The organism is Nonomuraea sp. NPDC049750, assembly GCF_040659625.1.
GTDB lineage: Bacteria > Actinomycetota > Actinomycetes > Streptosporangiales > Streptosporangiaceae > Nonomuraea.
The window spans coordinates 473,615-485,975 of sequence record NZ_JBFANB010000004.1 but is presented as its reverse complement, the minus strand read 5'-3'; the positions used below and the strand labels follow the sequence as shown (position 1 = coordinate 485,975).

12 protein-coding genes are annotated in these 12,361 nt (G+C 69.4%); 6 read left to right on the top strand and 6 right to left on the bottom strand.

Annotated features, from left to right (window positions below; translation table 11 throughout):
* Positions 1-11: 11 nt before the first annotated feature.
* Together AB0J16_RS14060 and thiE are read left to right on the top strand one after the other, a co-directional pair.
* Entirely contained in the window at positions 12-386 is a 375-nt protein-coding gene (locus AB0J16_RS14060; RefSeq protein ID WP_225298599.1) for an Rv2175c family DNA-binding protein, read from the top strand.
* Positions 364-999, top strand: coding sequence for a thiamine phosphate synthase (thiE, locus tag AB0J16_RS14055; protein WP_358538438.1), 636 nt, complete (start codon positions 364-366; stop codon positions 997-999). Before AB0J16_RS14060 ends, thiE begins: the two co-directional genes overlap by 23 nt.
* 106 nt (positions 1,000-1,105) lie before the next feature.
* On the opposite strand, the gene AB0J16_RS14050 is transcribed toward thiE, so the two are convergent.
* A complete protein-coding gene (locus tag AB0J16_RS14050) occupies positions 1,106-2,173 on the bottom strand; it encodes a polyprenyl synthetase family protein (RefSeq protein WP_358538434.1) in 1,068 nt (355 codons plus the stop codon).
* A 104-nt stretch (positions 2,174-2,277) separates the two neighbouring features.
* On the opposite strand from AB0J16_RS14050, the gene metF reads away from it, so the two are divergent.
* On the top strand, positions 2,278-3,201 hold the full coding sequence (metF, locus tag AB0J16_RS14045) for a methylenetetrahydrofolate reductase [NAD(P)H] (protein WP_358538431.1): 924 nt from the start codon (positions 2,278-2,280) through the stop codon (positions 3,199-3,201).
* A 364-nt stretch (positions 3,202-3,565) separates the two neighbouring features.
* On the opposite strand, the gene AB0J16_RS14040 is transcribed toward metF, so the two are convergent.
* From AB0J16_RS14040 to AB0J16_RS14030, 3 genes are all read right to left on the bottom strand, one after another.
* The gene (locus tag AB0J16_RS14040) at positions 3,566-4,072 is read right to left on the bottom strand and encodes a hypothetical protein (protein WP_358538428.1); all 507 of its coding nucleotides are present in this window, start codon (positions 4,070-4,072) and stop codon (positions 3,566-3,568) included.
* Positions 4,073-4,285: 213 nt separating this feature from the next.
* Positions 4,286-4,837 (bottom strand): GNAT family N-acetyltransferase, encoded by a 552-nt coding sequence (locus AB0J16_RS14035; RefSeq protein ID WP_358538425.1) that lies wholly within the window; start codon positions 4,835-4,837, stop codon positions 4,286-4,288.
* 10 nt (positions 4,838-4,847) lie between these two features.
* Positions 4,848-5,324, bottom strand: coding sequence for a YbaK/EbsC family protein (locus AB0J16_RS14030; protein WP_358538422.1), 477 nt, complete (start codon positions 5,322-5,324; stop codon positions 4,848-4,850).
* 240 nt (positions 5,325-5,564) lie between these two features.
* Between AB0J16_RS14030 and AB0J16_RS14025 the strand changes: the two genes are divergently transcribed.
* Entirely contained in the window at positions 5,565-6,245 is a 681-nt protein-coding gene (locus AB0J16_RS14025; protein ID WP_358538419.1) for a L,D-transpeptidase family protein, read from the top strand.
* A 127-nt stretch (positions 6,246-6,372) separates the two neighbouring features.
* Here the strand turns inward: AB0J16_RS14025 and AB0J16_RS14020 are convergent, their stop codons facing one another.
* Both AB0J16_RS14020 and AB0J16_RS14015 read right to left on the bottom strand, forming a co-directional pair.
* Positions 6,373-7,083: a response regulator transcription factor gene (locus AB0J16_RS14020; protein WP_358538416.1), complete on the bottom strand. Its 711-nt coding sequence runs from the start codon at positions 7,081-7,083 to the stop codon at positions 6,373-6,375.
* Positions 7,074-8,378: a histidine kinase gene (locus tag AB0J16_RS14015; RefSeq protein WP_358538413.1), complete on the bottom strand. Its 1,305-nt coding sequence runs from the start codon at positions 8,376-8,378 to the stop codon at positions 7,074-7,076. The genes AB0J16_RS14020 and AB0J16_RS14015 overlap by 10 nt, the downstream gene beginning before the upstream one ends.
* A gap of 236 nt (positions 8,379-8,614) precedes the next feature.
* Between AB0J16_RS14015 and AB0J16_RS14010 the strand changes: the two genes are divergently transcribed.
* Complete coding sequence (locus tag AB0J16_RS14010) at positions 8,615-9,865, top strand: alpha/beta hydrolase (protein ID WP_358538411.1); 1,251 nt, start codon at positions 8,615-8,617, stop codon at positions 9,863-9,865.
* A 140-nt stretch (positions 9,866-10,005) separates the two neighbouring features.
* On the top strand, positions 10,006-12,351 hold the full coding sequence (locus AB0J16_RS14005) for a penicillin acylase family protein (protein ID WP_358538409.1): 2,346 nt from the start codon (positions 10,006-10,008) through the stop codon (positions 12,349-12,351).
* Positions 12,352-12,361 lie beyond the last annotated feature (10 nt).

Genomic DNA, 12,361 nt, shown 5'->3' with positions numbered 1-12,361 from the left:
GTTGTGGTTTCGTGACGCTTTCTGTTGCGCAGATCGACCGGGAGACCGACCAACTCGTCGCCGAGTGGCTCACTCTCCCCGAAGTGGCCGCGCGCCTAGACCTTTCGATAGGGCGGGCCAAGCAACTCCTCAAGGATCGGAAACTGCTCGGTGTGCGCCGGGGTGGTGGTGGGCCACAAGTGCCCGCGGTGTTCCTTGACGGAAAGGACGTGATGAAGGGTCTGCCCGGCACACTCTCCGTGCTGCGCGACTCCGGTTACGACGACATCGAGTCGCTGCGCTGGCTCTTCACTCCCGACGACTCCCTGCCCGGCTCGCCCGTCGACGCCATCAGGGCCGGTCGCCATACCGAGGTCAAGCGGCGTGCCCAAGCTCTCGCTTTCTGACGCCCGTCTCTACCTCTGCACGGACGGCCGTCGCGAACGCGGTGACCTGGCCGAATTCCTCGACGCGGTGCTGGCCGCGGGCGTGGACATCGTCCAGTTGCGGGAGAAGGGCCTGGAGGCGCGCGAAGAGCTCGCGCTCCTTGAGGTCTTCCGCGACGCCTGCGACCGGCACGGCCGGCTGCTGGCGGTCAACGACCGGGCCGACATCGCCTACGCCGCCCGGCCCGACGTGCTCCACCTGGGGCAGGACGATCTTCCGGTGAAGGTCGCGCGAGAGATACTCGGCGACGACGTCTTCATCGGACGGTCCACCCACTCCATCGCCGAGGCGTCCGCCGCGGCTGTGGAGGAGGGCGTCGACTACTTCTGCTGCGGTCCCGTCTGGCCGACGCCGACCAAGCCGGGCCGCCATGCGCCGGGGCCATCGCTGCTCCGGCACGCGGCCTCGCTCGGCACCGGGCGGCCGTGGTTCGGCATCGGCGGCATCGACCTGGGCAATCTCGACCAGGTCCGGTCGTACGGGGTCGAACGGGTTGTGGTGGTACGCGCCATCACGGAGGCCGACGATCCGGGCGCCGCGGCAGCGGAGTTCGCCAAGCGCCTGGCCGGCTGACAGACGCGCGCGGGCGCCGCCTGGCGCCCGCCGCACTCAGCTCATGCGTGAGGCGGCGGTGCGTACGCGCGGCCTCTCAGGCGTGCCTGAGGGGCAGTGTGGTGACTCAGGTCGTGCGTGAGGTGGCGGCCACGGCCAGGTCGGACAGGGCCGCGCGGGCCTCCGGTGTGATGGGCGCCTTGCCGAGGAACGTCAGCGCCTCGCCGAGGTAGTCGCCGATCATGTCCTCGCACTGGCGCAGCGCCCCGGTGCCCTCGATGATGCCCCGCAGCACGGCCACCCCGTCCTCGTCGAGTCCGGGGTCGCCGAGCAGGGCGCGCACGGTCTCGGCGTCGCCGGGTGCGGCCGCGGCCAGCGTCCGGGCGACGAGCATTGTCCGCTTGCCCTCGCGCAGGTCGTCGCCCGCCGGTTTGCCGGTCTGCGCCGGGTCGCCGAACACGCCCAGGATGTCGTCGCGCAGCTGGAAGGCGATGCCGACCCGCCGACCGTACTCCATGCAGAGCTCGTCCATCCACGGCTCCAGGCGGCCGGCGGCGAGCACCAGGCCGAGGCGGAGCGGTTGTTCGACGGAGTATTTGCCGCTCTTGTAGAGAGCGACACGCAGGGCGGACTCGAAGGTGTTCTCGCCGTGCGCCTGCTCCAGCAGGTCGAGATATTGGCCACACATCAGCTCGGTGCGCATGTGGTCGTGCACCGGCTGGGCCGCCGACAGGGACTCGGGCGGCAGGCCGCTGCTGCGCCACATCTCGCCGGACCAGATCAGCAGCAGGTTGCCCAGCAGGATCGCCGCGCCCTCGCCGAACTGTTCCGCCGAGCCGTGCCAGCCCGACTTCTCGTGGATGGCCTCGAAGCGGCGGTGCGCGGACGGCATGCCCCTGCGCAGGTCGCTCTTGTCCATCACGTCGTCGTGCACCAGCGCGCTGGCCTGGAGCAGCTCCAGCGAGGCGGCGGCGGTGAAGATCCCGGGCACGTCGGTGCCGCCCGCGCCCCGCCATCCCCAGTAGCAGAAGGCCGGGCGCAGCCGCTTGCCGCCGGACAGCAGGTCTTCGGCGGCCGAGCGGAGCGGCTCGAGCTCGGTGTCGCCGGGGACGGGCAACTGCCGTCGGACGAACGTCCGCAGCGCGGCGTCCACCTTGGCACGCAGGGCGTCCAGGCTCGCGGCGTCAGTGGTCATGCATCTGAGACTAGTGGCCGGGAGGCCGAGCCGGATCTCCAGGGACGACTTGGCCACCAGGCCGGATCTCCAGGGACGGGGCTTGTGGCGGTAGCCTGGGTCACATGGCGCTTGGTCGACCCTCCATCCTGCCCGATCGTGTTCCCACCGTCCGTGAGCTTCTCGCGTCCGGTGGCCGGTCGTTCTCCTTCGAATTCTTCCCGCCGAAGACGGACGAGGGGGAACGGCAGCTGTGGCGGGCGATCAGAGAGCTCGAGTCGCTGCGGCCGACGTTCGTGTCCGTGACCTACGGCGCGGGCGGCTCCAGCCGTGACCGCACCGTCGACATCGTCGAACGGCTGGCCCACGACACCACGCTCACCCCTGTGGCGCATTTCACCGCGGTCAACCACTCGATGCGCGAGCTGCGCCACCTGATCGGCCGCTTCGCGGACGCGGGGGTGCGCAACATCCTCGCCGTGCGTGGTGACCCTCCCGGTGACCCGACGGGCGAGTGGGTCCAGCACCCGGAAGGCGTCCTGTACGCCGAGGAGCTCGTGCGGCTGATCCGGCAGGTGGGCGACTTCTGCGTGGGCGTGGCGGCGTTCCCGTACAAACACCCGCGTTCGCCGTCGATCGAGTCCGACACCGACTTCTTCGTACAGAAGTGCCGGGCCGGCGCCGACTACGCGATCACCCAGATGTTCTTCCAGGCCGACGACTACCTGCGGCTGCGCGACCGCGTGGCGGAGCAGGGGTGTGACACGCCGATCATCCCGTGCATCATGCCGGTCACGCAGATGAGCACGATCGCCAGGTCGGAGCAGCTGTCGGGGGCGCCGTTCCCGGCGGACCTGGCGGCCCGCTTCGAGGCGGTGGCCGACGACCCGGCGGCCGTGCGGCGGCTGGGCATCGACCACGGGGTGGAGCTCTGCCAGCGGCTGCTCGATGAGGGCGCCCCAGGCATCCACTTCATCACCTTCAACCGCTCCAGCGCGACGCGAGAGGTGTTCGAGCGGCTCGCTCCGGTCGAGGCACTGACCGCGTAACCCGGCGCATCCCGGGGTTTTTCTTGATCTGGCCGTTCGTGCGGGTGACAAGCGGTCTTTTGTACGGCCGGCCCGGTGGGCCGCCAACCGCCGACCGGGGCTGAGGTCTGTCCAGGGATACGCTTACGAGGTTCCCCGGCTTGCCGCCGTCACGACTCGTCCCTTGGCCATCCAGGTCCTTTGGTGTGACCACAATGGTTCCCGGGTGGTTCGTCACACGACTGTCGCGGTCCGTGCCGGTGCTCCGCCCGCAGGGGGATCGGGCGGATGGCCGGTTGCCCTACGTAGTGAAGATTGCCCAGAGTGACGGGTGGCAAACCACAAGTCACGAGACGGCCAACGACACGCCGGTTCGTTCTCCGGCCTAGTCGAAGAACTGCCAGATGCTGAACCTACGCACGTAGAGAGGCGTGGCATCCCGGCCGAGCACTCGGATGCGCCTGATGCGGGTCTTCTGGCTCATCTTGACCTTCACGCACTTCAGGTGCGCGCCATGGAACCCAGGCAGGGCGGAGTAGGAGATGGACACGGCGCGGTGCGCCAGGCCACGGTCGGAGAGTCCCAGCCCCACCTCCCGATAGAGGCGCCTCGAACCCTTCAGGGCGAACGCGGTGGAGCCGATGAGCGCGTGATTCGCCTTCGGCGGGCAGTGCACGAAGATCCGGACGTGGCTGGCCTGGCGGGGATCCCAGGGGAGGACGCGGAGCGACGGGACGTTCTTCAGCTCCGGGGGGATGGCGGTCTTGGAGCTCTTCTTGCTGCTGCTCGCGGTCGACGTGGGTGTGGGGGTGGGGGTGGGGGTCGGCTCGGGTGGGGTGCCCTGGCTCACCAGGAGAGTGGCGGCCACTCCGATTCGTGTGACGAGACGCATAGGTTCCTCCTGCCGGACGTCCGGGTGGTGTGACGTGGGCGTCGGTGCAGGGGGAGGTGCCCGGGATTGACGCGGATGGGGGCGCCAGGTTGATCGTCTTTATTATGTCGGTGGCGTGGCGAACAGGGCGGAGCCGCGCTGGTACGAACCTGGAACGAACCGGGTCAGGGCCGCGCTGGGGTCAAAAGCCGTTGTGGTCAAAAGCCGTCGTGGTCACAAGGGGAGAGGTCTGCCCACGATCGCGTACTGCTCGTAGCCGCCCGGGAAGAGGAACGGGCTCAGCAGGTCGGTGAAGCCCATGCTGGCGTACAGGTGGCGAGCCGTGGTGGGGCGGTCGTGGGTGGACAGGACCGCCGAACGCTCGCGGCGGCCCGCGCACAGAGTGGAGATCATGGCGCGGCCGATGCCCTTGCCCTGGTAGTCGGGGTGCATGTGGATCTCGGCCAGTTCGAACGCGTTGCCCAGCCAGGCGTCGGCGACCTCCCTGCCCGCCTGGTTCTCCAGCGCGCGGAACACGACGTCGTGCCACCACTGGCCCGGCGCGCCCCGGAAGCCGTAGGCGAAGCCGACGATCTTCGAGTCCGACTCCCCACGCAATTCAGCGAAATAGCACTGGAAATATGGGTATGTCCCGTGATTCCGCATGATGGCCTTGCGGCCGGTGATCTGGTCCGCGGGCGGGCGCATGGCGGCGGCGTAGATGCCGATCACCGTGTCCAGGTGCTCGGTGAACTCCGCTTGTCCCGCCCCACGAAACTCGATCACGCGTCGCACACTACTCGACGTCGACGGGGGTACCACCGGTGATCCGCACCAGCTCATCGAATGTGGTGGGAAAGACCGTGAGCGGATGCCCGCCGGCGGCCCACACGACCTCGTGCTTGCTCAGCCAGTTGTCCACCAGGGTCCGCACCGGGGCCGGATGCCCGACGGGCGCGACGCCGCCGATCGGCTGGCCCGTCGCCGCCCTGACGAACTCCGGTGTCGCCCGCCGTACCTTCTCGACCCCCGCCGTGCGGGCGATCAGCTCGACGTCGACGCGGTGTGCGCCGCTGGTCATCACGAGGAGCGGCGCACCGTCCGCGTCGAAGATGAGGCTGTTGGCGATGGCGCCGACCTCACAGCCGACCTGCGCGGCGGCGGTGGCCGCAGTGGGCGCTTTTTCCGGCAATACGATGATTTCTCCCTCAGCGCCTAGCGCGCGGAGGGCGGATTCCACCAGAACGGCGTTGGCAGGCAACTTCTCAGGCATGGGCACACTCTAAACAGGTTGACCATTGCATTAACCTGACATGGTCCTTTGATCAGAATGTTCATGGTTTGAGAGGTGGTACGGGTGGGGGACCGACGGCTGCCCGGCGTGGCTGCTCTCTTGACGGCTGGCGCCCTAGTCCTGACGGGGTGCGGTACGACCGTCACCCATGCGCGGTCGGCGGCCGCGCCCGCGATCGTTTCCATCACAACGACACCCACAGCGGCGACACCCACAGCGGTGCCGCCGACTCTGGCGGCCTCCGAGGCCGGGCCCACCACGACCGTCGCCGCGCCCAAGAAGACCCTCAAGCTGGGCGCCAAGGGCAAAGCGGTCACCTGGCTGCAGACGCGCCTCAAAGAGCTCGGCTACCGGCCGGGCCGGGCCGACGGCAGCTACGGCGGGTCCACGATGACCGCCGTGTGGGCCTTCCAGAAGGTGAACGGCATCCGGCCCACCAGTACGATCGCCAAGCGCACGTGGACCGCGCTGGAGAACCCCAGGACCCCCAAGGTCCTGGTCAAGAACGGCAAGCCGACCCGCGCCGAGGTCAACCTGACCAAGCAGATCATGGTCCTGTACGTCGACGGCCAGGTGAAGCTGATCACTCACATCTCCTCCGGCAGCGGCGTCCCGTACTGCGAGACGGCGAAGTGGCAGGGCAAGAGCCAGCGCTTCTGCGGCTCGGCCAGGACGCCCACGGGTGACTTCAAGACGACGTGGCGGGCCAAGGGCTGGCACAGGTCGTACCTGGGGCAGCTGTACAACCCGATCTTCTTCAACGGCGGCATCGCCTTCCACGGCGCGCTGTCGGTGCCGCTCTACCCGGCGTCGCACGGGTGCGTGCGGATGCCGATGAACGTGGCCGTCGAGCTGCCCGGACTGCTGGGCAAGGGCGTGCCGGTGCACGTGCGCCGCTAGCCTCGCCGGTGACAGGTCCGTGAGCTTCGGGAAGTTCTCGCCCGAAGTTCGCGGACCTTTCGGCATCCCGGGCCCTGCGGATGATCGTTGTAGGACGGTCTCGGCGTGAGAGGACCGGGTCCGGCGCTTACGACGGCCCCCGCGCGCTCCCTGGCGGCCCGTCGGCGGGGGAGCCGGGGGTGATCAGCCCCGTCTCGTACGCGAGCACGACCGCCTGGACCCGGTCCCTGAGGCCGAGCTTGGACAGGATGCGCGCCACGTGGGTCTTCACCGTCGTCGGGCTGAGGCTCAGCCGGTCGGCGAGTTCGGCGTTGCTCAGCCCGGTGGCGAGCAGGCGCAGCACCTCCAGTTCCCGGGGCGTCAGCTCCGACAGGTCGCGGTGAACGGCCGCCCTGGCCTCGTCACGGCGGGCGAAGCGTTCGACCAGGCGGCGGGTGATCGACGGGGCGAGCAGGGCGTCACCCGCGCGGACCAGGCGCACCGCGGCCACCAGGTGCTCGGGTGTGACGTCCTTGAGCAGGAACGCGCTGGCCCCCATGGTGAGCGCCGCGTAGACATAGTGATCGAGGTCGTAGGTCGTCAGGATGAGGACGCGGGTCTCGTCCGCGGCGCCTGCCATGATCTGCCGGGTGGCTTCGAGGCCGTCCATCTCCGGCATCCGGATGTCCATCAGCACGACGTCGGGTCGGGTGCGCCGGACCGCGGCGACGGCTTCGGCGCCGTTGGCCGCCTCGGCCGCCACCTCGATGCCGTCGGCGGCGAGAATCATTCCGAATCCGCTGCGTACCAGTGCCTGGTCGTCGGCGATGACCACGCGCAGAGGCTTGGTCACGTCCATGGAAGCCTCGCCTTGATCTGGTAGCCGCCGCCACTCCTTGGTCCGGCCTCCAGGGCGCCGTCGTAGAGCGCGAGCCGTTCGCGTAGCCCGATCAGGCCCCTGCCCTGGCCGTCCGTGGCGCGTGTCGCCTGCCTGCCGCCGGTGTCGGTGACCTCGATCTCCAGCCAGTCGCCGTTGTGGCCGATCGTGACGGACGCCGCGGCGCCGGCCGCGTGCTTGATGGTGTTGGTCAAGGCCTCCTGTACGACGCGGTACGCGGCCAGCTCCACCCCCGGCGGCAGCGGGCCGGGCGGTGGAGAGACCTCGACGCTGACCGGTATCCCGGCTTCGCGGACCCGTTTGATCAAGGAGTCCAGCTGGTCGAGTCCCGGTTGTGGTTCGAGCCCGTCGCCGCCGCTCACCGCCCGCGCGTTTTCCGGACCGGCGAGCAGGCCCATGACGTGGCGGAGTTCGGCCATGGCGGCCCGGCCGCCGGCTTCGACCGCCAGCATGGCCTGCTTCGACCGATCCGGGGCGGTGTCCATGACCTTGCGCGCCGCTCCGGCCTGGATGACCATCACGTTCACATTGTGGGTGACGACGTCGTGGAGTTCGCCGGCGATCCGGGAGCGCTCCACCTCGACGGCCCGGCGCGTGTCCTCCTCCTGAGCCTGCCGCAGTGCGTCGATCCGCCGCCTCCAGAACCGGCCGAAACTCGCGGCGACTCCGGCGCTGAGCAGTACCACGAACGGGCCCAGCCAGCTCGGCAACGGCGGTACGGAGTCCTTGAAGGCCGCGCCGGCCAGGACGGTCGCGAGGACGATGCCGCCCATCGCCGGCACCCGGTAACGACTGTGGGCCACGGCGCCATAGGCGGCGATGGCGAACGTCAGCACGGTGATCCAGGTCGCGTCGTCGGCCGTGGCCAATGCCGCGACCAGCACCACCCCGAAGGTGGTCAGCGGATACAGCCGCCGTATCGCCAGCGGCAACGCCGTCAGAACCACCAGGAGGGGAAGCGGGCCCGACCGGTCATCGGCGGGCCGTACCAGAGTGTCGGGCCGGACATCGCCGCTTCGTGGCGGAGGAGCGGGCCGCAGTCGCAAGGGCTCCATCAGGGAGTGTTGCCGCACGTCGACGCGGTGGAGATCACCGTCGGTCGTGCTGGCCGTCGCGGCCACCGCGACAACGGTCAGGAGGATCGCGAGCAGCAGGTCGGCGAGGAGTGACCGGCGCGAGGGCCGGGCGGGTTTCTGCTCAGGACGCAGCACATCCAGCCCGAGCTGCCACCATCCACGTCGTTCGCTCACTGTCACTGATGCATTGTCCCGACTGCGAGGTACGTCCGCGTCAGCCTCGGTGACCGGGCCCGACATCCTCCAGGAGTACATCGCAGGGATGACACGGCTGGGAGTCATCCCCAAGTAGTGGCCGATATCGGCATGACAGACGACGCGGGCGGATCTCCCGCGCGCATAGCTTGCTTGCTGCCATCGGCCGCCCGTGGAGACTCCATCGCGGCTGCCGCTCCCATCCGGAAGGACAACAGTTCATGGGTCACGTGATGAATCCGGCGCCGCGCCGAGGCGTCATCGCCATCGCGGCGCTGCTCGCCTTCGCGGCCGTCACCTCCTGCGCTTCCGTGGCCGGGCCGGTCCGATCCGACGGCCCCGCGCGCACGACGTCGCCGAACCCCGCCAGGCCCGCCTCCGCTGGTCTGGCGTCTGTCCGGAGCGGCACGCCGTACCTCCCCAAGCCGACCGGGTCCCAGCCGGTCGGCACCACGTCCTTGTACCTCAAGGACACCTCCCGCGCCGACCCGTGGGTGCCCAGCGTGAAGGCGAGGGAGCTCATGGTCTCCCTGTGGTACCCGGCGAAGTCCCGCGGCCGGAAGCCGGCCCCGTACATGACGCCCAAGGAATCCGAACTTCTCATGAAAGACGGGGAGATAACCGATCTGCCGCTCGACCTGCTCAGCAAGACACGGACGAACGCGACCACCGACGCCGAACCCGCGGGTCGTCGGCGCGGGCTGCCGCTGGTGGTGCTCTCCACCGGCTTCACCGAGCCACGGAGCTCGCTCACCGCACTGGCCGAGGACCTGGCGAGCAGCGGGTACGCGGTGGTCTCCATCGGCCACACGTACGAGACCGCGACGAGTTTCCCCGGCGGCCGGATCACCACCTGCGTGGCCTGCGAGGTCAAGGAGAAGGACCAGACATTCTGGGACAAGGTTGGCGCGACTAGAGCGGCTGACGTCTCCTTCGTGCTGGACGCACTGACACGCGCACACCCCAAATGGAAGAGCGCCGCGCTGATCGACCCGTCCAGAATCGCGATGGCCGGTCACTCGGCGGGCGGCGCGAGTGCCGTGGGCGCCATGCTCAAGGACCCGAGGGTACGCGCCGGGATCGACATCGACGGCACCGCGTTCGTCCCGGTTCCGAAGGGCGGGTTGTCGCGGCCGTTCCTCTTCCTGGGCACGCAGGCGAAACACAGCCCGGGCGGAAAGGACGTCTCGTGGGACGGCCTCTGGCAGAACCTGACGGGATGGAAGCGCTGGCTCGTGGTGGCGGGGGCGGAGCACGTCTCGTTCACCGACATCGCCGTGCTGGGCGAACAGATCGGCATCTACCGCAACACCGGCCTGCCCCCTGCCCGTTCCATGGCGATCACCCGCACGTACGTGGCGGCGTTCTTCGACCTTCACCTGCGCGCGAAGCCGCAGCCGCTGTTCGACGAACGGTCACCTCGTTTCCCCGAAGTCAAGCTGTGTGACGTCGAGCAGAAGACATGCGCCTAGAACCCCTACTCAACCCCTACAGATGAGGGGCGGAGGGCTTTTTCCGCCGCTGTGCCCCCTAAATATCCCGACTTCCCTGGCCGAAATCACCGCAGGCGTCCTGTCATGGAGTCCCGGACCCCACCGAGAGGTGCTGTGCCATGCGGAGACGCCTGCGTGCCGGAGCGGTGCTGGCCGCCGTCCTTGTGCTGAGCCTGACGGCGCCGCCCGTCGTGGCGCAGTCACGGCAGGCCACGGAGCAGGTCGTCCCGGGGCTCAGGCAGCCGGTCGAGCTGGTGGTGGACGAGTGGGGTGTGCCGCACATCTACGCCCGAAACACCGACGACCTCTTCCTCGCCCAGGGGTTCAACGCCGCCAGGGACCGGCTGTTCCAGATCGACCTCTGGCGCCGCCGCGGTTTGGGAGAGCTCTCCGCGGTGTTCGGCTCCGCGTACGTGGAGCAGGACAAGGCGACGAGGATGTTCCTGTATCGCGGGAACATGGACCGGGAATGGGCGAGCTACGGCCCCGGAGCCAAGCAGGCGGCGACCCGCTTCACCGAGGGTGTCAACGCCTACGTACGGTGGCTCGAACGGAATCCGGACCGCATGCCGCCCGAGTTCCGGCAGCTGGGATACACGCCCGCGCTCTGGCGGCCGGAGGACGTGGTGCGGATCAGAAGCCACGGCATCTCCAAGAACGTCTTCAGCGAGGTGCTCCGCTCGCTCATCGCCTGCGCGGGCGGAATCGAGGCCGCCGGAGCCCTGTGGCAGCTGGAACCCGAACACACCACGACTCTGCCCAAAGGGCTCGATCCCTGCTCCGTGCCCGTGGACGTGCTGCGGACCTACGATCTGGCCACGCGGGGCGTGGTCTTCCAGAACGGCGCGCTACGCCTGGCCCCTGCCGACCCTGCGGCCAGTGAAGGCAGCAACAGCTGGGCGGTCTCGCCGGGCCGCTCCGCGACGGGCCGTCCCATCCTGGCCAGCGACCCGCACCGGTCGCTGACGGCGCCCTCCCTGCGCTACATGGCCCATCTGTCGGCGCCCGGGATCGACGTCATCGGGGCCGGTGAACCCGCGCTTCCGGGGATCTCGATCGGCCACAACGGCACGGTCGCCTTCGGCCTGACCATCTTCGGCACCGACCAGGAAGATCTCTACGTCTACCAGCTCGATCCCGCCGACCCGGGCAGGTACCGGTACGGCGACGGCTGGGAGCGCTTCACGACGATCACCGAGAAGGTGCCGGTCGCGGGCGGCTCGCCGGTCGACGTGGAGTTGCCCTTCACCAGGCACGGTCCCGTGCTCAAGATCGACAAGCCGCGCAACCTCGCGTACGCCCTGCGCACCACCTGGCTGGAGCCCGGCACGTCCCCTTACTTCGGCAGCCTGACGTACATGGGCGCCCGCGACTTCAAGCAGTTCGCCGCGGCCATGAGCACGTGGGGCGGTCCGCCCGAGAACCAGGTGTACGCCGACACCTCCGGCAACATCGGCTGGGTGCCCGGCGGTCTCACCCCCCGGCGCAACGGCTATGACGGCCTGCTGCCCGTGCCGGGCGACGGCCGCTACGAATGGAAGGGCTTCTACGACGGGGCCCGGCTGCCTCGCTCCTACAATCCGCCGCGAGGGCTGATCTCTTCGGCGAACGAGTTCGACCTGCCCGCGAACCACCCGATCCAGGTGGGGTTCGAGTGGGATCCTCCCTACCGCAAGCAGCGGATCGACGAGGTGCTCGCGGCGAGGCCACGGAGTTCGGTCGAGGACTCGATCCGTCTGCAGGCCGACAAGGTGTCCAAGCCCGCCCAGCGGATCGTGCGCGTGCTCGCCGGCCTGACGAGCGCGGATCCGGACACTCAGCGGGCGCTGGCGCTGCTCCGGCCCTGGGGCGGGGCGACGGACGCGGACTCGCCCGAGGCGGCCCTGTTCGAGCCGTGGCTCTCGCGTCACCTGGTGCCCGCCTTCCGCCGCGCCGTGCTGCCGCCGGCGGTGGCGGACGCCATCCCCGTCCTCGACGTCCGCGTGCTGATCGACGCGCTGGAGAACCCGGAACGCTGGTTCGGGACCGACGGTAAGACCGTGCGGGACGACCTGCTGGCCACGACGCTGGCCGCCGCCTACCGTGAGGTCGCCGGGCGGCTCGGTGCCGACCCGCGGCTGTGGAAGTGGGGCGCGCTGCAGTACACGGAGTTCACCAGCCCCGTCGGCGCGAACGTGGGTCCCTTTCCCCGGGGCGGTTCGGCGTACACGGTGGACGCCTCCTCCTACAACGCCGCCACCTACCAGCAGTCGTCCGGAGCGTCGTTCAAGATGGTGCTCGACGTCGGCAAATGGGACGACTCCCGCGCGGTCAACGCCCCCGGCCAGTCCGGCGATCCGCGCAGCCCGCATTACCGGGATCTGGCGGAGCGCTGGCGGACGGGCGACTACTTCCCGCTCCTGTACAGCCGCGCCCAGGTGGAACGGCACGCCGAAAGCACGATCAAGCTGCTTCCGCAGCGGTAGCTTTGCGTGT